The following is a 20,098-nucleotide window of genomic DNA, read 5'->3' on the forward strand; positions in this document are numbered from 1 at the left end:
AAAAGGAAAAGATCCATTCGAAAATTTTTCAATTTCCGAATGGATCTTCTTAATTTAGGGACTTATGTCACAGCCCCTTCTTCTATTTTGTCTCATAAGTTCCCATGTCATCAGCTAAAACGATGCGACCGGCGTATTGGCGACCAGGATCTTTGGTTAAACCGACCTTGTTAAAGGCAAAAGTAACAGTAGCGTCGGCTTTGACGGCGCAGCCCATCACTTCGCCGGTGTCTGTATTGATGCCAGATGGCATATCAAGGGCCAGTTTGACGGCGGTAGTGTGGTTGATTTTTTCGATAACCTTGGCGTAGTTGCCGCTGACGGGCCGGTTGATCCCAATGCCAAAGATGGCGTCGACGATCATGGTTGCTTGGTCGAGCTCAGCCAAATCAGTGCTTTCTGGAATGTTGTAGTAACGGCAGATGTGTTCTTGTGTCTGGTGTTCCTTGCTGGCGTGGTCGGGATTGCCCACGTTGATGATGGCTACGTTGACCCCGGCAATATGGAGCAAGCGTGCTAAAGCCAAGCCGTCGCCACCATTGTTGCCGCTGCCGGCTACGATCACGACTTTGCGCTGGGAGAGAGGAAAACCTGCCAGGATTTCATCCCGTGCCGCGAGAGCAGCCCGTTCCATCAACACGAGTGACGGAATCCCGATTTGGTTGATGGTAGTTTGGTCATAATATCTCATTTGTGCAGCGGTCACAGTCTTTGTCATGAAAATTTCCTCCCAAAATAATGTTAATAAGATCATCATACCATTGCCCGCCGACAGCAGGGATGACAATTAAGGAAGAATTGGCTAAGATGAAGGACAAAAGCCGTTGTTGGCCAGTAAGGGAGCATCGAAGATGGGGAAAAAAGCAAAGTATGAAACGCACTGTTACTTAGGGATTCCAGTAGTTGAAGATAATGACGGTGGATACCAATTTAAGCGTGATGCTGACGGTGATGTGAAGATTCACACCTGGCGGATTGGCAAACATACCAAGGGTCGTTTTACCGGAGCCGGCCAGTTGATGATGACTGAGAACCGGCTGATGGTTATGATCATTGAAGAACGCCCACTGGCCTTTAAAGACCGCCATAGTGTCGTTCCGATGCAACGTTTCTTGACCGTTCGGGCGAGTGCTCAGTTGTTAGCGGATGGTCAACGGTTGTTGCAAGAACAAGTGCAGGATTGAGGCGGTCAGCGATGAAACAGTTAGGAAAGAACTTTTTTACGGGCCGGCCCACGCCGCAGATTGCCCGGGATCTTCTCGGCAAGCGGCTTTGCTATCGTGACGTCAAAGGCCAGTTGAGTGGTTTAATCGTTGAAACCGAGGCTTATTGTGGCATTGGTGACGTGGCTTCGCACGCTTATGGCAACCGCCGGACGGCTTACACGGCGTCACTTTTTCAAGAACCAGGAACCCTTTACCTTTATCAAATCCGGGGTTGGATTTGTTGTGACATTGTAACCCAGCCGGTTGGCGAGCCGCAAAGTGTGCTGCTACGGGCAATTCAGCCGTTGACGGGCCAGGAAGTGATGGCAACCCATCGTCATCGGACGGGGGTCGCGATGGTCAACGGACCAGCCAAGCTGATGCAGGCGCTGGGAATCTTTGACCGACAGCTAGACGGGACGGTGATGACCCAGTCTACCATTTGGATTGATGACGAACATTCTCAACAGCCCCGGCAGATCATTTGGACGAAGCGAGTTGGTACCACTCCCCAGGGACCCCACGCTGCGGAAAAGTGGCGCTTCTTAGTGGCTGGCAACCCTTATGTCTCGGGAATGCGCAAGCGTGATGCCAACTGGCAGACACTAGGATGGAGGTAATCGAATGGCACTGACCTATCAGCAATTATTGATTGCGGTTCCGGCGGTTATCCGGGCCGGCAACGTCCCAAACATCGTCGGGGAGGCCGGGATCGGCAAATCAGCCCTGGTGCAGGAGGTGGCTGATCGGCTGGATGCTTCCCTATACACAACGGTGGTTAGTCTGGTGGAGAAAGGTGATCTTGCCGTACCGGTACCGCCATTGACCAGCGATTCATTTGTACAGACGAAACATTACGGTCGGCTGGCTAATGTCCAGTACGGTTATTCGGAAACGCTGGTAGCAATTATTCGAGCAGCTGAACAGCATCCGGGCCGACCAATTATCTGGTTTTTGGATGAATTCAATCGGGGAACCCAGGCGGTCCAGAGCGAGCTGATGAACCTAGTTTTGCAGCGACAGGTTAACGCCCTCCACTTGCCGGACGAAGTGCGAATTGTGATCGCTGAAAATCCGGACAGCAGTATGGAAGAATTTGCCGATAGCAACTATGCCGTGACCGCTGGGGATGCCGCCATTCGTGACCGGACCGTCCGTTTGGTCATGCGGGCTTCTGTTAGCGATTGGTTGCGCTGGGCCGGGGAAGAAGTTAATGGCCAAGCCCGCATTCACCGCCTGGTGCGCCAATATCTGCAAGACCATCCCGACACCCTGGCCCCGGACGAACACGGCGATGATCTGTATCCGACACCACGGGCCTGGGAACGGGTGTCGCGGAATTTGGTGGAGCTGCTCCGCTTGCCACCCCAGCAGCAACAGGACTTGATGGCTGATGTTTTCAGTGGTGATCTTGGCACGGCGACCGGAGCGGCTTTTGCCCAATTTTTGAGCGAACACGGCCAGCAAATTGCGGTGGCCGATTTGGTCCAGGGTACGAATCGTGAGCGTTTTGCCGACAATGATGAGCTCGGTCGCTTGACGGCACTCAAGGAGTGGGTGCAGCAAAATTCCCACCCGGGATGGGCCATTGCTAGCCACGCCGCTAACTTTCTAGCGGCGGCCCAGCAACTTAGCCCGGACGGTCAGTACAGCCTAGCCGAAGATATTGGCAATAGTCCCGAACCGATTCTGGAAGAGCTGTATCAAAAACTCGACACCGATTCGCAGGCAGCCAACCTGTATCACTGGCTCGCCCGGGTCGCCACGCAGAGCGATAAAGGGAGCAATTAGTTGGCAAGCCGACGTTTGACAATTTTAAGCAAACAGTTAAAAGAGCAGACTGAGCCGGCGCCTACTGCCCGCCTTGCAGGTCGTTACCTCAGCCAGGCCGTCATCGACATTCTCCGGACCAACCGCCTAGCAGGGGAAGTACTGCTGCGGTTACCGCGGCGGCAAGAAGAAGGATTACCGGCTGCACTTGGTTTGACCTGGCATCGGCAGCAATTAAGCTTGTTCTATAATGCGGCACAATTGGCCCGCGTCGTACCTGATCAGCTCTTGGCCTTGCTGAATCACGAAGCACTTCACGTCATTTGGCGCCACCCCTTTCGTTATGCGCAGCGGGCGGACCAGGCTAACGTGCAGGTTGCATGCGACATCGCGGTGAATCAGTACCTGGCCACGGTGCCTGCCGGGACAGCCACCATCAGCGCCCTCGAGCGGTTATTGCACCGGAAAATTCCGGCTCAGCGTGATTCGTCCTACTATCTTCAGCTGATCGAGAAATTTAGGTTGCACTTAGAAGCGACGACGGATGGGCGGGGACAGCTGCTCAATCGGCAACCAGATCAGAAACGTTTGGGAATCCAGCCGCGACCGGGCCGGCCATTAGCACAGCTGGAGTCGCATCGTGGCTGGCAAACTGACGCCGCTAGGATTAATTCCCTTCGTCGCCTGGGGCAACTCCAAAATTTGCTGAAGGCGGCGTGGCAGGCGACACCAAAACGCAACCGGGGACTCTTACCGGGAAATCTTCAGCAGGCTTTGGAATCAGCTACGACCCGACCAGCTCTGCGGTGGACCCGGCAATTGCGGCTGATGCTCGGCACGGTTGCCCGAGGTTATCAGGATTCTTGGGGACGTTTTAACCGGCGCCAACCCATGCGGATGGATTTGCCGGGGCGGATGACACGTTATGTCATTTCACTTGATATTTTTGTCGACAATTCGGGATCGATGAACAACCAGACGATTAGCGAACTCTTGACGACGATTAATACTATTGGCCAGCAGTTCCAACTGGTAGCGACTGTGTATCCCTTTGATGCGGTTGTTCAAGAAGAGGGGATCCAGAGCCTCCAGCCGGGGCACAAAGTAGCCTACCAGCGCACAGGTGGCGGTGGCACGCGTTTCCAGGCTATCTTTGATTATCTTCACCAGCACCATATCGCCAGAAACGGCCACCTGGTCGTGATCATGACGGATGGTTGGGGGGAAAAAGAACTGATTACTTACGGTTATCGCAATGTTCTTTGGCTGCTGACAACCGATTGCGAACAGCTGTCGGTCACGGAGCCGCCAGGACGGGTTGTTTCAATAAGGGAGGAATGATGATGGCAGAATTAAGTCCGACGCAGATGCGTGATATTCTAACCCATGGGACGCGCTATCAGCGGGCGGTTCAGTTGCTGAACGAGGACTGGGATTTCGGCCAGTCTCCATTGAGCAAGCAGTTGGTAGATGCTGTTGACGTGTCGTGGGCACACTTGTTGCAGGATACGCAGCTGATTCCTGGACGGGTCGACCTTCACGACTACCGGGATGCCAGTCAGTTGCTGGCCCGTTATCCGGAATGGTTTTCGAATGCGGGACGGCAAGCTTTACTAGCCGAATTTCGTTGAAAAGGCGTGGGGGCTGATCGCTTTCGGAATAGCGAAATGTTAGAATGAAATTGATGGATTGTAACTTGGGGACAAGACAACAGGAGGAGTTTTTATGGGACAGCGGACCGCTGTCAAATTGCAATGGGTTGTGGTGGCTTCGTTTATGAACAGCGCCGGAGCCTCTTTTTTATGGCCATTAACGACGATGTACGTCCATAATTATCTGCACCAATCCCTGACGACGGCTGGGGTTGTGACGTTGGTGATGTCAGCGGCGATGATCCTTGGCAACGATGTTGGTGGCCGGTTATTTGATCGCTGGCGGCCGTATGCGACAGCCATTATTGGTGCCGCAATTGCCCTCATGTCGGTGGTTTTGCTGATCTTCTTCCATGGCTGGCCGATCTTTGCCGTTTTGATGTGTCTGGTTAGTTTTGGCGACGGGATCAACATGACGATCACGAACGCCTATGGTTCGGCCGTCGCTAACCACGGAGAGCGCTACGTTTTTAACATCATCTACATTGCCTACAACCTTGGGATCGTAATCGGGACCCTATTGGTCGGGGTCTTGTTTCCAATCGGGATCGTGATCACCTTTGTGGCAACCGCGCTTTTCTATCTGGCTTTGTTCCTGGTAATCTTGCTGAGCTTTAATGTCAACTTTCAAAAGGTTGCTAAGCGTGCTAGTGAGAAGGGCAAATCCCGGGTTCGCGGCAATTCGCCGGCTCACCATCGCCAAATTGTTCTGATCCGGTTGATTTGCTTAAATCTCGTCGTGGCCTACCTGGGTTATTCCTTCTGGGAAAGTATCATGTCGGTCCACATCACTAATATGGGGATTCCGTTCTTCGTCTACAGCTTACTCTGGACGATCAACGGCCTCTTAATCGTTTGTGGCCAACCCCTGGTCAATATGCTGTCACCTTATGTCCGCTTGAGCACCCAGATCATGGTTGGCCTAGTGGTCTTTGCGGCGTCCTTTATTATCTTAATTTTCTCCCACTCGTTGGCGGGATTTGTCATTTCAATGGTAGTGCTGACGATTGGGGACATGCTCAGCTTGCCGGGTGCACCGGCCTGGGTGGCAACGATGACCAGTTTAGATGAAGCTGGTCATTACCAGGGCTTGGTCAGCATGACCTCGTCGCTTGGCCGGGCGATTGGACCGCTTTATGGCGGTTTTGCTATCGATGAATGGAATTACCAGATCCTCTTCACGAGTTTTGTCATCGCGATGGGGCTTACCATCCTGGCGGCTGCCGTGTACATGCGGTGGATGAAGGGACAACGCAACTAGCAAGGAAGTGGGTTCATGAAGCGTCGCTTGACGATTTCACGATTAGCGCTCATTGCGCTATTAGTCAACACGATTTACAGCATGGTCTGGCCGGTCAGCACCCTGTATCTGCACCAAGAATTCCGGATCTCGTTGACCCAAACCGGCTTGGTCTTGATGATCTATTCGTTACTCAACGCGCTGGGCAGCTACGTAGCCGGTCAGCTCTTCGACCGTGTTAATAAGTATCTGGTCCTGCTGATCGGTATTTGCGGAACCCTCATCGTTGCGGCCGGTGGTTTCCTGTTAACGGGTCTCTGGGGCTATATCATCTTTTTGCTGCCTTATGGTTTTTTGACGGGGTGGGCGCTGACGGTAGAATACTCGATGGTCAGTTACATGGATGCTGGCGGGTATTCGCGACGCGACTTTAACCTGCTGTACTTGGCGGTCAACATCGGTCTGGTCATCGGCTCCGGGTCGATTGGCTACCTTTACGATGGCCACGGGATTCGCCGCTTGATGATGGTGATCGTGCTGATCGCGGTCATCGTCCTGGCCTTTACCTTGCTGACGATGCCGTTTGTTTATCCGGCCAAAATGGTTCAAGGACGTGACCGGCAGAGTCACCGCGGCCTGGCAAAACCGGCGATGATCATCTGGCAGGTGATGGCCAGCCTGTTTATCATGTGGTTGTGCTACTCACAGTGGATGACCAACATGTCTGTTTACCTGTCGCACTGGTACCGGCCGACTTTCTACAGCCACCTGTGGGTAATCAACGGGATTGGGATCATGGCCATTCAGTTGCTCATCCTGCGCAATCCTCATCTCTTCAGGCAGGCACGCAGCCAGGCCCGGACGGGATTATTTTTCTGTGTCTTGTCCTTTGCTGTCATTCTTTGTTCGCATCAACAGGGGATGATTATTGCGGGGATGGTACTCTTGACTTGCGGTGAAGCGCTCTTCGTTCCAGCGGCGCCGGTCGTCGTCGATGAAAACACGCCGGCCGCACAGAAGGGTCGCAATCAGGGACTCGTCAACGTTTTTTCCTCACTTGGGAAGGCACTTGGGCCCTTTATCGGTGGAATGATCATCGATAGCCTTGGTTACCGGCTTCTCTTTGCTGGTGTGATCGGGGCTCTCCTTATTTCCCAGGAAATATTAGTTCTGAGGCGCCGGACCAGCTAGAACGTCGCGGGATTTTCCGATCAGCCGGTGCGTATTGGGCTGGCTTTGTGAGCGAAACTGTTATACTGAAAAAGTAAGAAACGAAGGGAGTGGAGCTCAATGGCAATTAACGAGCAACAAATTAAAGATGATCTGTACGAGGCAGTGAATGCCGATTGGGTCAAGCAGGCAAAAATTCCGGCCGACAAACCGGCAACCGGTGGTTTTGTCGAACTGGAAGATGGCGTTGAAAAACATTTGATGGCTGACTTAGACGCCTTTGTGACGGGCAAGGATGAAGACAAACGGTCACAAACCAGCCAATTTAGCGAAATGCTGAAGCTCTACCAGCTGGCTGGTGATTTTAAGCGGCGTGACCAGGAAGGAACGACACCTGCCAAGGAAGGCCTGAAACGTATTCAGAACCTACAATCCTACCAGGACTACCAAGCTAACTGGTACGATACCATCTTACGGGGTGAAAGCTCACCGGCTGATTTTGACATTGACGCGGACATGAAGCACGCCACCACTTACGCCCTCTTTGCCAGTGCGCCGAGTCTGATCCTGCCAGACAAGACATATTACGCCAAGGATAACCAACAGGGCCCTGCCTTGCTCAAGATTTGGCAGCAAATGGTGAAGAAACTGTTGGTTGAATTTGGTTTCGCGGAGGATGAGGCAAAGACGACCGTGGAGCAAGCGGTACAATTCGATGCTTTGCTGGTACCACACGTTAAGAGTGCTGAAGAGTCCGCCGATTACAGAAAACTTTACAACCCCCAGACGATGGATGAGTTTGCGGGTCACACCAAACAGCTGGATCTGGCAGCGATCGTCAAGGAGCTGATTGGCACGACCCCGGACAAGATTATTGTCACGGAACCAGCCTACTTCACGGCTCTTGATAGCATCCTGACCGACCACTTTGCCCTCTTTAAGTCCTGGCTGCTGACCCGGCGGGTGGTAGCCGATGCTCATTATCTCAGCGAAAGTTTGCGGCAACTCAGCGGTACGTATGGACGCGCTGTTTCTGGCCGTAAAGAAGCTGTCAACCAGCATAAATTTGCCTACTATTTGACCGGCAGCATGTTCTCTCAGGTCCTCGGCACCTACTATGGCCAGCGCTACTTTGGCCCAGCGGCTAAGCAAGACGTTATCAAAATGGTACACCGGATGGTGGGCGTCTATGAAAAACGTCTGCAAAATAATGACTGGCTGAGTGCAGCAACCCGCCAGCAGGCAATCAAAAAGCTAGACAATCTCGGCGTTCAGGTCGGCTATCCTGACAAGATTCCGGCCATCTTTGATCAGTTGCGGGTTGACCCTTCACAAACCCTGCTGGCCAATTTGAACGCCCTCAGTGTCACTTTCAGCAAGGACCAGTTCAGCCGTTACGGCAAGCCGGTTGACCGGATGCGCTGGGAGATGAGTGCTGCCACGGTCAACGCCTACTACGCTCCGTTCAAGAATATCATTGTGTTCCCAGCAGCAATCCTGCAAGCACCGTTCTATTCCCTGCAGCAAAAGAGCAGTGAAAACTACGGCGGGATTGGGGCTGTGATAGCTCATGAAATTTCTCACGCTTTTGACAACAACGGGTCGCTCTTTGACGAACATGGCAACCTCCATAACTGGTGGACTAAGGAAGACAAGGAGCACTTCCACAAGCTGGCACAGAAGATGATTGATGAATTTAATGGTCTGCAATTTGCTGGGCAGCCAGTTAACGGCAAGCTGACGGTCTCTGAGAACATTGCTGATGGTGGCGGTCTTTCGTGTGCTCTCAGCGCTGCTAAACAAGAAGACGACGTTGATCTGCGGGCCTTCTTCATCAATTGGGGCCGGATTTGGCGGATGAAGGCAACCGAGCAATACAAGAAGCTGCTGCTGTCGATTGATGTCCACGCCCCTAACAAACTGCGGGCCAACGTCCAGGCCCAGAACCAGGATGACTTTTACACGACCTTCAACGTTCACGAAGGCGATGGGATGTACCTGGCGCCAGATAAACGGGTTAATATCTGGTAAGGCGGTGATATTATGACCGTAATCAAGGTGGTGCAAGCTGATATTACGACCTTGAAAGTCGATGCCATTGTCAATGCGGCTAATACGGGTTTACGTGGCGGCGGTGGTGTCGACGGAGCTATTCACCAAGCAGCTGGGATGGCGGAACTCGATGCTGCCTGCGCGAAGTTTCATGGCTGTCCGACGGGGGAGGCCGTCATTACCCCGGGTTTTCGGCTGCCGGCCAAATACGTCATTCACACCCCAGGACCGATCTGGCGGGGTGGTAACCACAACGAAGACCGGCTCTTGGCGAACAGTTATCGTCATTCACTGGCACTCGCTGTTCAGAACGACTGCCGGACGGTTGCTTTTGCGTCGATCAGCACAGGGGTCTACGGTTTTCCGCTGACACGGGCGGCCCAAATCGCAATTAAAACGATCCGGCAGTTTATTGCCCAGGACCAAAGGCTGACTGAAGTAATTATCTGTGCCTTTAATGCACCGACGGCCCGGGCTTATCAAGAAGCAATTGAACAAAACTAAAAAACTGGCAGCTGCCATGCAGGCGGTTGCCAGTTCTTTTTGAAATAGGGCGACTTTATAGGGCGACTTTTTTGACTGTGACTCGGTAAGAACTAGCCGGGGCTTTGATGTTGACGATGTCGCCTGCCCGGTGGTGCATCAATGATTGGCCGAGTGGGGAGTCAAAAGATAACTTATGATCATCGAGAGCGGCTTCTTCAGCTTCCTGCTTACCGACGATTTGGTAGGTTTCCTTCGTCCCGTCGTCAGCAAATTGAATGGTGACGTGGGCACCCAACTGGACCTCGCCGTTGTCTTGCGGGTCGATGACCTGGGCGTAGGTGAGAAGGTGGTCGAGATAGCGCATCCGACTTTCGAGGTGCCGCAGCTCGCGTTTGGCGGTGCTGTACTCCGTGTTTTCTGAGAGATCGCCGAGAGCGCGGGCAGCCTTCAACTGGGCAATTTTGGCAGGACGCTGTTTTTTTAAGTCTTCAATTTCCTGTTCGATTTCGTGATAACCCTTGCTGGTCATTTGTTGGAAATGGATTTCTGCCATGGTTAATTTCCCCCTTATTCGTCTTTTTATCCTAGCGTCTTTTGCCCGGGAGTCAAGCACGGGAAGTTTGTACGACGATCGGCAGAGGCGGTACAATAGGATTAATTAACTGCGGAGCAAAAGGAGAGGTTGTTCATGAGTATTGAGATTCCGGCCAATATGGATGAGGTGGCAATGAAGATTGCCCAGGCCCAGGTTCACGGCCAAAAGTTGACCACAGAAGAAGTGATCAGGGATGCTGTTAAGGATACCATGCAGGCGCTGATGGATGAGGCCCTTGCGGGACACTATGATGATGTTAGCTGGGATGGCTCGGACCTCGTGGTGACCGACTTTACTGGGAAAACGGTCGGTCGGGTCAGCCCGAATGCAAAGGATTTCACCCAGGAGTTCCGTGATTCGGCTGACAAGTTGAGTTTCCGCTTAGCAAAAGCTGCTAAAAAAATTGTCGGCGGCAGATAAGTTGACGTTCGACGCAGAACCATTATAATCAGAGATTGTACTTACTATTTGTAACTAGGAGTGATAGCTGATGAAGTGGTTCAAGCGTTTGGCGATGGTTGCTGGAGTCGCAGTGCTGGCTGTCGTTTTGGTCGCCTGTGGCAAGACGAACCGCACCCAAAAGGCCAGCTTGGTACATCCGGGGACGCTGACGGTTGGTTTGGAAGGCACCTATGCCCCGTATTCATACCGCAAGGACGGTAAGTTGACCGGTTTTGAAGTCGAATTAGCGCGGAAACTAGCTAAACAGATGGGCTACAAGGTCAAGTTCGTGCCAACCAAGTGGGACTCCTTGATTGCCGGTGTCGGCGCTCACAAATTCGACATGGTGCTCAACAATGTCGTTATGACGCCGCAGCGCAAAAAAGCCTATGCTTTTTCTCATCCGTACATCTATTCCAAGTCGGCTTTGATCATGAAGAAAGATAACCAGACGATCAAGAATGCCAAGGACATGAAGGGCCAGCGGATTGCAGCAGCGACTGGCACGGTCAATGCGGACAACGTAAAGAAATTTGGTGGGAAGGTCGTCAACAACAACGACTTCGCGACGGCCATTAGCCTGATCCGGCAAAATCGCGTCCAGGCGGCGCTGAATTCGAGCGAAGCCTTTAGCTACTACCAGGGCCAGCAACATGCCAGCGATCTCAAGCAAGTGGTCCTGCCGACCAAACAAATCCCGGCTCAAAAGATCGGGGTGCTGATGAGCAAGCACAATCCAGGATTAGTGCAGAAAACGAATCAGGCACTGAGTCACCTACGCAAAACGGGTGAATTGAAGAAACTATCAGAAAAATACTTCCATCAAGATATTACCAAGCCCTAATGGCGGGCTATCAACAGTGATTTTCTAAAAGAAAATTGCTGTTTTTTGCTCAAAAGAGTCCTTTAGACTATTTTAATTGCCGTCTGAGGTTCTTTGTGTTCTAATGAAAACGATATATCAAAAGAATGAAGGTAGAATTATGAAGTTATTACGTCGAATCGCCGCTGTGATGGTGGCCTTTCTATTGATGGTTTCTCTGACCGCTTGCGGTAAGTCGAGCAGCCAGGCCCGTTTGGTCCACCCGCATACCTTAACCGTTGGGGTGGAAGGGACCTATGCGCCGTATGCCTACCGAAAGAACGGTAAGTTGACGGGCTTTGAAATTGAGGTTTCTCGTCAGTTAGCCAAGCAAATGGGCTACAAGGTCAAGTTCGTGCCAACCAAGTGGGATTCTCTGATTGCCGGCCTTGGTTCAAAGAAGTTTGATGTCGTTTTGGACAATATTGCCGAAACGCCAGCTCGGAAGAAGGCCTACGCCTTTTCTAAACCGTATGCCTACGCCAAAGATGCCCTGATTATGCGCAAGGATAATAACTTCATCCACAATATGAAGGACATTAAGGGCCAACGAATTGCGGCCGGCACCGGTTCGGTCAACGCTGACAACGTTAAGAAGTGGCACGGTCACGTCGTTTCCATGAGCGACTTTTCGGCGGCCGTTTCCCTGGTTCGGCAGAAGAGGGTGGCAGCCCTCTTGGATGCCAACGCGGCTTATTTGTACTACCAGCGGCAAAACCCGTCAGCTGACCTGAAATCGGTCGTGGTGCCATCTAACCAGGTTCCAACCCAAAAGATTGGAGTACTGATGAATAAACACAATCCGGGGCTGCAAAAGCAGGTCAACCAAGCGCTAACACATTTGCGGAAGAACGGCACCTTGAAACGTCTGTCGATGAAGTACTTTAACGGTGATATTACCAAGCCTTAGCGGATCCAGCGATAAGAGGAGTTGATTACTATCTGGCATATTATTGTAACGACCACCCCGCAGTTGCTGAAGGCTGGGATCCGGTATACCATTCCGCTTTCCATCATTTCTTTTGTTTTGGGTCTGATCTTGGCGGTTATTACGGCTTTGGTGCGGCGCTCAACGCCGCGTGGCAATCTCGTCAGCCGGGGCCTGTGGCAGCTGGTGAAGTGGTTCTTTGATTTCTACGTTTGGCTGTTCCGGTCGACACCCTTGCTGGTGCAGTTGTTTATCGTCTTCTTCGGTCTGCCCAATATCGGGGTGCAGTTTAGCTCCTGGACAGCCGGAATCATTACTTTTTCGCTGAACAGCGGAGCCTATGCTTCGGAAACGGTTCGGGCGGCGATTAGCTCGATTCCCCAGAGTCAGTGGGAAGCTGCTTATTCCATCGGGATGACCTACCGGCAAGTCCTGTGGCGGATCATTTTCCCTCAGGCTTTGCGGATCGCCGTGCCACCGCTGGCTAACAACTTCATTAGCTTGGTCAAGGACACATCACTGGCCAGTTCGATCACAATCCTGGAAATGTTCATGGTCAGTCAGCAGATCGTGGCCCACAACTACCAGCCGATGCTGATGTACACGCTGGTAGCTGTTATCTACGCGGTCTTCTGTACGGTGCTCTCAATTTTGCAGCATTATCTGGAGAAATGGACGTCGCGTTACGTTGCTGATCCAAGGGAGGGCGTCTAATGATTAAACTCAGACACGTTGATAAACAATATGCTGAACACCACGCGCTGGTTGATGTTTCGGTCGACTTTCCGGAGCACCAGACGACCGTTATTTTGGGCCCCTCGGGGGCCGGTAAATCGACCCTTTTACGGTCGATCAACCTCCTGGAACGTCCCCAGCAGGGAACGATGGAATTGAATAATTTGAAGATTAATTTTGCCCAGCAGCTTAGCACTAAGCAGGTGCTGGCGGCACGGCGGCAGACGGCGATGGTCTTCCAGAGTTGGAATCTGTTCCCGCATCTGACGGTATTGCAAAACATCACGGAGGGGCCGCGTTACGTCCTCAAGCAATCCGCTGCTGAGGCGCAACAGCGGGCCCATGACTTACTGAAGCAGGTGGGCCTTGATGAGACAGCTAATCGTTATCCGCGGCAGCTGTCAGGTGGCCAGCAGCAACGGATTTCCATCTGTCGAGCGTTGGCGATGAATCCGTCCTACCTCTTGTTTGATGAACCGACCAGTGCCCTGGACCCTGAACTGGAGGCCCAGGTGCTTCGGGTGCTTCAGCAGCTGGCTAATGAACAGCATTCGATGATTGTGGTGACCCATAACATGGAATTCGCCCGGCGAGTTGCCGACCGACTGCTGTTTGTTGAGGACGGGCGAATCGAATTCAACGGTTCTAGCGATGAATTTTTCAACCACCCGACGGAACGGATCAAGGCGTTCCTGGCAGCGATGAAGTTTTAATGGATTTGGGAAGAGTCTCCGGGCTTTTCCCAATTTTTTTGAAGTTTCTTCTTGCCTTATAGTCTGCTTGAAGGATTAGCATTGATAATGTCAAAAATAAGTGACAAACAATAAGGAGGAATTTTCTATGAAACTCGCTATTCTAGCTGCTAATGGTCAAATCGCCCGCCTGGTTGAAGACCGAATTTTAAATGAAGATCAATTTAAGGACGTTGACCTCACCTTAATGCTGCGGAACAGCAGCCGCTTGAGCAATCTTGCTGATAATCCGCGGGTAACCGTCCTGGAAGGCGACCTGAACAATGCTGCTGATGTTGAAAAGGCCGTAAAAGGTCAGGATATGGTCTTCAACGCGGTGATCGACCACGATGAAGGGCAGAACCGGCCAACTAACAACATTATCAATGCGATGAAACAGGAAGGCGTTAAGCGCTTGATCTTGACAAACCTGCTGGGAATCTATGACGAAGTGCCAGGCGCCTTTGGTAAATGGAACCGTGATACTTGCTTCGGCGGCACGGTCACCGCAGACAATGCTGCGGTCAAGTCTGATCAGTTGGCTGCCGAATCCGGCCTGACCTACACGACACTCCGTCTGCCATGGCTGAACGACCGCGATGAAGTGAAGTACACCATCACCCACAAGGATGAGCAATTTGTCGGGGTTTCTGGTTCCCGGAAGTCCATTGCGGACGTCGTTTTGAAGATCGTGGCTGACCCGTCATTCGGTGCCAACGACAGTTTGGGGATTGCTGACCCCGACACCCAGGGCAGCGACCGGCCAGTTTACTAAAATTATTATTACTAATAATAATGGGCAAAGCGCATCCTGAAGGGAGGCCTGGCCCATTTTTGAAATAAAAAACAGGGGTCTTAAGATGCAAATTCAACAAGTCGCTAAAGAACTGTCAGTTCACCCCGACACGATTCGCCGGTGGGAAAGGCTGGGGATCATCCCCCAGGTGAGGCGCGATAGTGATGGGCTGCGCAACTTCTCCGACCGCGACGTGCAGTGGTTGAAATGCGCGAAAGTATTAAATCAGTTTGGGGTTTCCACCGATTTTCAGCGGGAGTACACCCATCTGGTCATGTTGGGCAAAAAAGCCGCCCCGGCGCGGCATACTTTTCTCCAAGAACAGCTTGTCCAAATGCAAAATGACCACCAGAGTGTTATTTCAGCCATCGACCAAATGGAAAAGTTGGCTGAACAGCAATAAATACTGTCCGCAAAATAAGGAGACAAAAGGATGAACATTAAGCAAGTTAGTGAACAGCTAGACGTCCCGCGTGAGACGCTCCGTTACTGGGAAAGTGTGGGTTTGCTGCCGAAAGTGCCCCGCAACAGTAGTGGCTATCGCAACTGCACCGAAAACGAAATCAAGTGGGTCCTCTTCATTAAGTCGATGCGTAAAGCGGGCATGTCTGTTGAATCGTTGATTGATTTTGTCAAGCTTTACCGCGAACATCAAGACAGTCGGGCGGCGCAGAAATCACTGGTTCAGGAACAGTATGACCAGCTGGTTGCCCGCCGTAACGAGCTGAATAAGACAATTAATTATTTGAAGTATAAACTGGACCACTTCGACAAGCACGTCATTCCGTTTTTGGAAGAACAAGACTACTATGAGTTGCGGAAGAAAGTAATCCTTGACGACCAAGATGACTAAAGAAAGGCTCATCGCTGATGACTTGATATTGTCAACAGCGATGGGCCTTTTGTTGTAATGAGATGATAAAAAACATCCTCGAGTTTCGGCTCGGGGATGTTTTCGTAATAGGAGGGTTATTGACTCACGATAACCAATGACTTGATTGCTTCGCGCTTGTCCATTGCCTCGTAAGCCTTTTGAATATCATCCAGCTTGAAACGCTTGGTGAAAACTTTGCCGGGGTGGATTTCACCCTTTAAAACGGCGTCGAGCAAGACTTCGCGGTCATAAGTGGTGACGGAAGCAATCCCGCCACGGAGACCGATGTTTTTCCAGAAGAGGGTATTGGATGCTGGTTCTTTTTGCGGAACCCCCACGTGGCCAATGATGGCGCCTGGTCGTGCGATTTGCCCTGCTTGTTCAATTGCGGATACAGCGTCCACGCATTCCAGAACGGCGTCTGCACCGGCACCATCGGTCAGTTCCATCACTTTTTTAACGGCGTCGTCGCCACGTTCGGCAACGATGTCCGTAGCTCCGAATTCCTTAGCCAACTTGGCCCGGTCTTCGTGGTGGCTGAGGCTGATGATGCGTTTGGCACCGCGAAGTTTCGCGCCGATGACCCCGCACAGACCCACGGCGCCGTCACCGATGACGGCTACCGTGTCACCCTTTTTTACTTCGGCACTGGCAGCGACGTGGTAGCCGGTAGCCATTACGTCGGCAAGGGTCAGCAGGTCGTTTAATTGAGCGTCGCTGTAATCGCTCGGTTGACTCGGAATCTTGACTAGGGCCCAGTTAGCGTTGGTAAAGCGTAGATATTCGCCCTGGTAGCCGCCATTGCCACCGGCTTCCTGGTTCATACAATCGCCATCAAAGCCGGCTTTGCAGGCCGCACAATGGCCGCAACCGTGGGTGAAGGGAGCGATGACAAAATCACCGGGTTTGACGTCTTTGACGGCGGAACCGACCTCTTCGACGGTTGCGATGGCTTCGTGACCGACCAGCGAACCGTGTTTTCGTTCGCTGATGCCCCGGTACCACCACAAGTCAGAACCACAGACACAGGCCCGCACGATCTTCAAAATCGCGTCGGTTGGCTTTTGAATGGTCGGTTTGTCCACCTCATGGACTTCAATTTTGCCAGGTTCAACAAAGACTGCTGCTTTCATAAAATGACCTCCAATGTAGTTTGAATTATCACAACAAGTTTAATATAAACCTTCGAATCGACTCGAAGGCAAGGCGACGATTCATGAGTATACAAAAAAACTGGCGAAAGACGCGCTTTCCCCAGTTGCAATCAGAATTTTAGAATTAAAGATGTTTTTTGACGTCGTAAGCCTTGACCTGGTCGTGACTGGCCGGCTTTTCGTCCTTAGCATAGAAAATGGCGTACTCCTCGTCATTGGGGCCTTTGGCGATGACAAGGTCGTCAACCTTCTTTTCTTTTTTGTAGATTTGGCCTTTCCGCACGGCTTCGTTGTAGTCGTGAATGTTAGCGATTGAATCACCAGGATTAAAGAAAATACGCGTTTCCATCAAATCACTCCTTTGCGCGGCGATTGGTCGTCTCTCTATCTATTATTATACCGTTTTTTGAGAACCGATGCGATTATACCAAGTAGAGCTTACGAAGGTCTTTGATATCCGCGGCAGAAAAACCCAGCACCTTGGTAAAGAAGGCGGAAATTGAACCGGCTTCTTGTTTGACAACGTCAAGGGCTGACTGGAGGAATTCATCTTTGGCCGAAGCCATTTCCATGACGTTGCTGACCATGACGTCATTGCCGCCTGCGGCTTTGATTTCGCGGATGCGGTTGCGTCGGTGTTCGATGGAACACTGGTTGGTCATCAGGTAGTCTTGACGGGCTGTTTCTTCATCAACGCCGAGCAAGCGCAAGGTGAGATAAGCGGCGATCCCGGTTCGGTCCTTGCCCGCGGCACAGTGAAAAATGATTGCATCGTTGCTCTTGGCTGCCAGGAGGCTGGCAAAGTAGTTATGGTAGGCTTGCTGGCCCGTCGGTTTTGCCAGCATATCGTGATAAGCAACTTTCATCAGCTGATCACCGAGATGATGCTTCTGGGCCAGGTCATGGGACGAGGAGAACCAGGGAAGGTTAGCGCCGGTTTCGTCAGAAATGAAAACCGGCAAGTGGTGGTACTGGGCACCTGTTAAGGCCGGATCCGGTTCTTCCTTTACTTCGCGGTTGTCACGGAGATCGAGGATTTGGGCAACGTGGCGCTGGACGAACTGCTGGCGTTCACCAGCATCGAGAATGTTCAGACGACCGGTTCGGTAAAGGCGACCCCATTGCACGTGGTGACCATCGGCTGTCGGGTAGCCGCCTAGGTCACGAAAATTATAGCCATGATGAATGGGGATGATACGTTGTTCAGTCATGCGAAAAAGCTCCTTTCATTTTGTTGATAATGGGGATCAGATGATCGGCCATTTCTTTTGCACCTTCTTGGTTGGGATGAGTATGATCGGTCCAATGGTGACACCAGTTGTGAGTATCGATTAACCGACAGCTGCTTTGGCGAGCGGCCAGGGCGATCAGGTCATGATTGTTTTGTGATAGCGGCATCATCACCAGGACGGGGGCTTGGCATTGTCGCCGGACTCGCTGAAGGATAGTTACCAAACGTTTCGTGAAGAGCTGTGGGTCAGGCTGGTGGTCGTTGGTGCCAAGATTGACGAGGACCAATTGGCTGGCCTGCAAGGGAACGGGGTGTGTCGCGTCGAGCTGTTCAAGCCAGTGCCCAGCCGCGGGGACGCCACCCGTTCCAGGAGCCAGCACCCCACTGGCGGAATAAGCCAGTCGATTGGTATCAAAGCCGCAATGATCCGCCAGCAGTTGGAGATAGTTGCTCTCCGGACGGTAATCATAAGAAGAACGTTTGCCCTGGACCCAGCAACCGGCAGTGATAGAATCTCCAATAGCGGTCAGTAGTGGTCGAGCTGGCGTGGGACTAATTGCGCCTTGATCACAGGATAGACTAACGATCGCAAAGCCCTGGCCACCTGTCCAGACTTGGTCGGAATCATTATTGCCGGCGGTCATGATTTCGACAATTGCTCCAGCCTGCCTGACGAGAATCCGTATAGGCATTTGAGTGACACTAACTCGCTGCCAGGATTGGCCGTTAATCCGCCAGGCATAGATTTGGGGGTTGGCGGCAGGATTGCCATTACTGATGGCCGTGAAGGTGACGGTAGCAGGCCGGCTAAGTCGAAAGCGTAAGTAGCTGCCAAGGGTAGTGCTATAAAGCGCATCTTGTCCTTGAATGCGGCGAAGTTGCCAGCGACCGCAGAGGCGACAGTAGGTACCGATTTGACCGGCTGATAGTTTCATGATGGGCTACTCCTCGTTTGGCTTCTCTTGAGGAAGGTTAAGGGTGACGCCCCGATGTTGAACGCTGGTACTGAAGACGATTTGGGTACTCGTCTTGCCGAATTTTTGCTGAATGACGTTGATGAAGTCATCAAGGTCTGCTGTCGTTGGGAAGACTACCTCCATCACTTCGGAAAAGTCGCCCGTCACACAGTTGCACTCGATCACGTTGGGAATCTGTTGGATGTATGGATAGAATTGCTTCTTTTGCCGCGGCTCCAGTTGAACCTGGACGAAGGCCTTTACGTGGAATTTGAGCTTTTCCAGGTTGACAGTGCTGTGGTAGCCGGTAATAATGCCCTTCTTTTCGAGTTTGTTGATCCGGGCGGCGATGGCCGGTGATGAGATATAGCACGCTTGCGACATTTGTTTGAGGGATACGCGGGCGTTTTGCTGCAACATATTAATTATTTGACGGTCAATCTTGTCCATTGCTAGTGTGACATCCCCTTAAAACTTAATAATCTTAACAAGCATTGTAGTTTTTTTGTTCGTTAAAGTCAATCTAATGAGAAAATCGGCTTTGCCCTTTTGCTTCACTGCGGGTTGGTAGTACAATTAAATTAAAGAGGGATTGGAGGTCTGATGATGAGCCAAGAATACGAAAACATCCTGGTTCCAGTAGATGGTTCTAAGGAAGCAGAATTAGCCTTTCAAAAGGCATTAGCAACTGCGAAGCGGAATGATGCCCATATCGACGTTTTAAACGTCATTGATACCCGGGCGATGGCATACAACTTTGCCGGTATGTCCAACGGAAGTATCGCTTACCAGTTAGTAGAGAAGGCAAAGGATTACTTGGACGGTCTGCTGGATAACGTGGATTTTGAAAACATTGACATCCACGTTCGGCTCGGCAACCCCAAGACCGTTATTGCATTTGATTTTCCGCGCGATCACCACAATGATTTAATTATGATTGGCGCTAGTGGTCTTTCGCGAATGCAACGGGCAATGATTGGTTCGGTTACGTCCTTTGTTAACCGCAACGCGCACGTTGATGTGCTGGTTGTTCGGACCAATGAAGATAACCAGTTGCCAAAAGACAAGAAGTAATGATCCAAACTAGCTAAGCACCGCTTAGGATTTCTCATGGGGAGTCCTGAGCGGTGCTTTTTTGTTTAAGACGAATTGTCAAACTAAGTGCAACGGTTCTTCAAAAAATATCTCAAACGGTGTTTGATAGTTTAATATTTTTCTAG

Annotated in this window: 25 protein-coding genes; 18 read left to right on the forward strand and 7 right to left on the reverse strand. The window is 51.6% G+C overall.

The genetic code is table 11. The features are described 5' to 3' along the window. Positions 1-82: 82 nt before the first annotated feature. Positions 83-718, reverse strand: coding sequence for an NAD(P)H-hydrate epimerase (locus QOR82_RS06445; protein WP_283583958.1), 636 nt, complete (start codon positions 716-718; stop codon positions 83-85). A gap of 133 nt (positions 719-851) precedes the next feature. Between QOR82_RS06445 and QOR82_RS06450 the strand changes: the two genes are divergently transcribed. From QOR82_RS06450 to QOR82_RS06490, 9 genes are all read left to right on the forward strand, one after another. Then, entirely contained in the window at positions 852-1,184 is a 333-nt protein-coding gene (locus QOR82_RS06450) for a DUF7671 family protein (protein WP_283583959.1), read from the forward strand. A gap of 11 nt (positions 1,185-1,195) precedes the next feature. Continuing rightward, complete coding sequence (locus QOR82_RS06455; RefSeq protein WP_283583960.1) at positions 1,196-1,825, forward strand: DNA-3-methyladenine glycosylase; 630 nt, start codon at positions 1,196-1,198, stop codon at positions 1,823-1,825. 4 nt (positions 1,826-1,829) lie between these two features. Continuing rightward, positions 1,830-2,996 carry an ATP-binding protein gene (locus tag QOR82_RS06460; protein ID WP_283583961.1) on the forward strand — a complete coding sequence of 389 codons (1,167 nt, stop codon included), beginning with the start codon at positions 1,830-1,832 and terminating at the stop codon, positions 2,994-2,996. After that, on the forward strand, positions 2,997-4,316 hold the full coding sequence (locus QOR82_RS06465; RefSeq protein ID WP_283583962.1) for a vWA domain-containing protein: 1,320 nt from the start codon (positions 2,997-2,999) through the stop codon (positions 4,314-4,316). 2 nt (positions 4,317-4,318) lie between these two features. Beyond that, positions 4,319-4,606 (forward strand): hypothetical protein, encoded by a 288-nt coding sequence (locus QOR82_RS06470; RefSeq protein ID WP_283583963.1) that lies wholly within the window; start codon positions 4,319-4,321, stop codon positions 4,604-4,606. A 94-nt stretch (positions 4,607-4,700) separates the two neighbouring features. Next, positions 4,701-5,888, forward strand: coding sequence for an MDR family MFS transporter (locus QOR82_RS06475; RefSeq protein ID WP_283583964.1), 1,188 nt, complete (start codon positions 4,701-4,703; stop codon positions 5,886-5,888). Between the two features lie 15 nt (positions 5,889-5,903). Continuing rightward, the gene (locus tag QOR82_RS06480) at positions 5,904-7,058 is read left to right on the forward strand and encodes an MFS transporter (RefSeq protein WP_283583965.1); all 1,155 of its coding nucleotides are present in this window, start codon (positions 5,904-5,906) and stop codon (positions 7,056-7,058) included. A 99-nt stretch (positions 7,059-7,157) separates the two neighbouring features. Then, positions 7,158-9,068: a M13 family metallopeptidase gene (locus QOR82_RS06485; RefSeq protein WP_283583966.1), complete on the forward strand. Its 1,911-nt coding sequence runs from the start codon at positions 7,158-7,160 to the stop codon at positions 9,066-9,068. 12 nt (positions 9,069-9,080) lie between these two features. Further along, positions 9,081-9,593 carry an O-acetyl-ADP-ribose deacetylase gene (locus QOR82_RS06490; protein WP_283583967.1) on the forward strand — a complete coding sequence of 171 codons (513 nt, stop codon included), beginning with the start codon at positions 9,081-9,083 and terminating at the stop codon, positions 9,591-9,593. Between the two features lie 55 nt (positions 9,594-9,648). Here the strand turns inward: QOR82_RS06490 and greA are convergent, their stop codons facing one another. Next, the gene (gene greA / locus QOR82_RS06495) at positions 9,649-10,128 is read right to left on the reverse strand and encodes a transcription elongation factor GreA (protein ID WP_283583968.1); all 480 of its coding nucleotides are present in this window, start codon (positions 10,126-10,128) and stop codon (positions 9,649-9,651) included. A gap of 135 nt (positions 10,129-10,263) precedes the next feature. Here greA and QOR82_RS06500 point away from each other — a divergent pair, with 135 nt between their 5' ends. From QOR82_RS06500 to QOR82_RS06535, 8 genes are all read left to right on the forward strand, one after another. Then, positions 10,264-10,590: a hypothetical protein gene (locus QOR82_RS06500; RefSeq protein ID WP_283583969.1), complete on the forward strand. Its 327-nt coding sequence runs from the start codon at positions 10,264-10,266 to the stop codon at positions 10,588-10,590. 70 nt (positions 10,591-10,660) lie between these two features. Then, positions 10,661-11,455, forward strand: coding sequence for a transporter substrate-binding domain-containing protein (locus tag QOR82_RS06505; protein ID WP_283583970.1), 795 nt, complete (start codon positions 10,661-10,663; stop codon positions 11,453-11,455). 139 nt (positions 11,456-11,594) lie between these two features. Next, entirely contained in the window at positions 11,595-12,383 is a 789-nt protein-coding gene (locus tag QOR82_RS06510) for a transporter substrate-binding domain-containing protein (protein WP_408612929.1), read from the forward strand. Positions 12,384-12,413: 30 nt separating this feature from the next. Further along, a complete protein-coding gene (locus QOR82_RS06515; RefSeq protein WP_408612931.1) occupies positions 12,414-13,115 on the forward strand; it encodes an amino acid ABC transporter permease in 702 nt (233 codons plus the stop codon). Further along, complete coding sequence (locus QOR82_RS06520; RefSeq protein ID WP_283583972.1) at positions 13,115-13,849, forward strand: amino acid ABC transporter ATP-binding protein; 735 nt, start codon at positions 13,115-13,117, stop codon at positions 13,847-13,849. The genes QOR82_RS06515 and QOR82_RS06520 overlap by 1 nt, the downstream gene beginning before the upstream one ends. A 127-nt stretch (positions 13,850-13,976) precedes the next feature. Beyond that, positions 13,977-14,642 (forward strand): NAD(P)H-binding protein, encoded by a 666-nt coding sequence (locus tag QOR82_RS06525; protein WP_283583973.1) that lies wholly within the window; start codon positions 13,977-13,979, stop codon positions 14,640-14,642. 85 nt (positions 14,643-14,727) lie between these two features. After that, on the forward strand, positions 14,728-15,066 hold the full coding sequence (locus tag QOR82_RS06530; protein ID WP_283583974.1) for a MerR family transcriptional regulator: 339 nt from the start codon (positions 14,728-14,730) through the stop codon (positions 15,064-15,066). A 30-nt stretch (positions 15,067-15,096) separates the two neighbouring features. Beyond that, a complete protein-coding gene (locus QOR82_RS06535) occupies positions 15,097-15,516 on the forward strand; it encodes a MerR family transcriptional regulator (protein ID WP_283583975.1) in 420 nt (139 codons plus the stop codon). Positions 15,517-15,632: 116 nt separating this feature from the next. Here the strand turns inward: QOR82_RS06535 and QOR82_RS06540 are convergent, their stop codons facing one another. From QOR82_RS06540 to QOR82_RS06560, 5 genes are all read right to left on the reverse strand, one after another. Next, on the reverse strand, positions 15,633-16,670 hold the full coding sequence (locus QOR82_RS06540) for a zinc-dependent alcohol dehydrogenase family protein (RefSeq protein ID WP_283583976.1): 1,038 nt from the start codon (positions 16,668-16,670) through the stop codon (positions 15,633-15,635). A gap of 145 nt (positions 16,671-16,815) precedes the next feature. Then, complete coding sequence (locus QOR82_RS06545) at positions 16,816-17,040, reverse strand: hypothetical protein (protein WP_283583977.1); 225 nt, start codon at positions 17,038-17,040, stop codon at positions 16,816-16,818. A gap of 73 nt (positions 17,041-17,113) precedes the next feature. After that, entirely contained in the window at positions 17,114-17,902 is a 789-nt protein-coding gene (locus QOR82_RS06550) for a tyrosine-protein phosphatase (RefSeq protein WP_283583978.1), read from the reverse strand. Further along, positions 17,895-18,857: a GDSL-type esterase/lipase family protein gene (locus QOR82_RS06555; RefSeq protein WP_283583979.1), complete on the reverse strand. Its 963-nt coding sequence runs from the start codon at positions 18,855-18,857 to the stop codon at positions 17,895-17,897. The genes QOR82_RS06550 and QOR82_RS06555 overlap by 8 nt, the downstream gene beginning before the upstream one ends. Before the next feature lie 6 nt (positions 18,858-18,863). Beyond that, on the reverse strand, positions 18,864-19,328 hold the full coding sequence (locus QOR82_RS06560) for an Lrp/AsnC family transcriptional regulator (protein ID WP_283583980.1): 465 nt from the start codon (positions 19,326-19,328) through the stop codon (positions 18,864-18,866). Between the two features lie 156 nt (positions 19,329-19,484). Here QOR82_RS06560 and QOR82_RS06565 point away from each other — a divergent pair, with 156 nt between their 5' ends. Then, complete coding sequence (locus QOR82_RS06565; RefSeq protein ID WP_283583982.1) at positions 19,485-19,952, forward strand: universal stress protein; 468 nt, start codon at positions 19,485-19,487, stop codon at positions 19,950-19,952. The last annotated feature ends 146 nt before the right edge of the window (positions 19,953-20,098 follow it).

The organism is Limosilactobacillus difficilis, assembly GCF_947387495.1.
In the GTDB taxonomy this organism is placed as follows: domain Bacteria; phylum Bacillota; class Bacilli; order Lactobacillales; family Lactobacillaceae; genus Limosilactobacillus; species Limosilactobacillus difficilis.

Coding starts and splice junctions, on each gene's coding strand:
- QOR82_RS06445 (WP_283583958.1), bottom strand. CDS start 718: ATGACAAAGACTGTGACCGCTGCACAAATGAGATATTATGACCAAACT.
- QOR82_RS06450 (WP_283583959.1), top strand. CDS start 852: ATGGGGAAAAAAGCAAAGTATGAAACGCACTGTTACTTAGGGATTCCA.
- QOR82_RS06455 (WP_283583960.1), top strand. CDS start 1,196: ATGAAACAGTTAGGAAAGAACTTTTTTACGGGCCGGCCCACGCCGCAG.
- QOR82_RS06460 (WP_283583961.1), top strand. CDS start 1,830: ATGGCACTGACCTATCAGCAATTATTGATTGCGGTTCCGGCGGTTATC.
- QOR82_RS06470 (WP_283583963.1), top strand. CDS start 4,319: ATGGCAGAATTAAGTCCGACGCAGATGCGTGATATTCTAACCCATGGG.
- QOR82_RS06475 (WP_283583964.1), top strand. CDS start 4,701: ATGGGACAGCGGACCGCTGTCAAATTGCAATGGGTTGTGGTGGCTTCG.
- QOR82_RS06480 (WP_283583965.1), top strand. CDS start 5,904: ATGAAGCGTCGCTTGACGATTTCACGATTAGCGCTCATTGCGCTATTA.
- QOR82_RS06485 (WP_283583966.1), top strand. CDS start 7,158: ATGGCAATTAACGAGCAACAAATTAAAGATGATCTGTACGAGGCAGTG.
- QOR82_RS06490 (WP_283583967.1), top strand. CDS start 9,081: ATGACCGTAATCAAGGTGGTGCAAGCTGATATTACGACCTTGAAAGTC.
- greA (WP_283583968.1), bottom strand. CDS start 10,128: ATGGCAGAAATCCATTTCCAACAAATGACCAGCAAGGGTTATCACGAA.
- QOR82_RS06500 (WP_283583969.1), top strand. CDS start 10,264: ATGAGTATTGAGATTCCGGCCAATATGGATGAGGTGGCAATGAAGATT.
- QOR82_RS06505 (WP_283583970.1), top strand. CDS start 10,661: ATGAAGTGGTTCAAGCGTTTGGCGATGGTTGCTGGAGTCGCAGTGCTG.
- QOR82_RS06510 (WP_408612929.1), top strand. CDS start 11,595: ATGAAGTTATTACGTCGAATCGCCGCTGTGATGGTGGCCTTTCTATTG.
- QOR82_RS06520 (WP_283583972.1), top strand. CDS start 13,115: ATGATTAAACTCAGACACGTTGATAAACAATATGCTGAACACCACGCG.
- QOR82_RS06525 (WP_283583973.1), top strand. CDS start 13,977: ATGAAACTCGCTATTCTAGCTGCTAATGGTCAAATCGCCCGCCTGGTT.
- QOR82_RS06530 (WP_283583974.1), top strand. CDS start 14,728: ATGCAAATTCAACAAGTCGCTAAAGAACTGTCAGTTCACCCCGACACG.
- QOR82_RS06535 (WP_283583975.1), top strand. CDS start 15,097: ATGAACATTAAGCAAGTTAGTGAACAGCTAGACGTCCCGCGTGAGACG.
- QOR82_RS06540 (WP_283583976.1), bottom strand. CDS start 16,670: ATGAAAGCAGCAGTCTTTGTTGAACCTGGCAAAATTGAAGTCCATGAG.
- QOR82_RS06545 (WP_283583977.1), bottom strand. CDS start 17,040: ATGGAAACGCGTATTTTCTTTAATCCTGGTGATTCAATCGCTAACATT.
- QOR82_RS06550 (WP_283583978.1), bottom strand. CDS start 17,902: ATGACTGAACAACGTATCATCCCCATTCATCATGGCTATAATTTTCGT.
- QOR82_RS06555 (WP_283583979.1), bottom strand. CDS start 18,857: ATGAAACTATCAGCCGGTCAAATCGGTACCTACTGTCGCCTCTGCGGT.
- QOR82_RS06560 (WP_283583980.1), bottom strand. CDS start 19,328: ATGGACAAGATTGACCGTCAAATAATTAATATGTTGCAGCAAAACGCC.
- QOR82_RS06565 (WP_283583982.1), top strand. CDS start 19,485: ATGAGCCAAGAATACGAAAACATCCTGGTTCCAGTAGATGGTTCTAAG.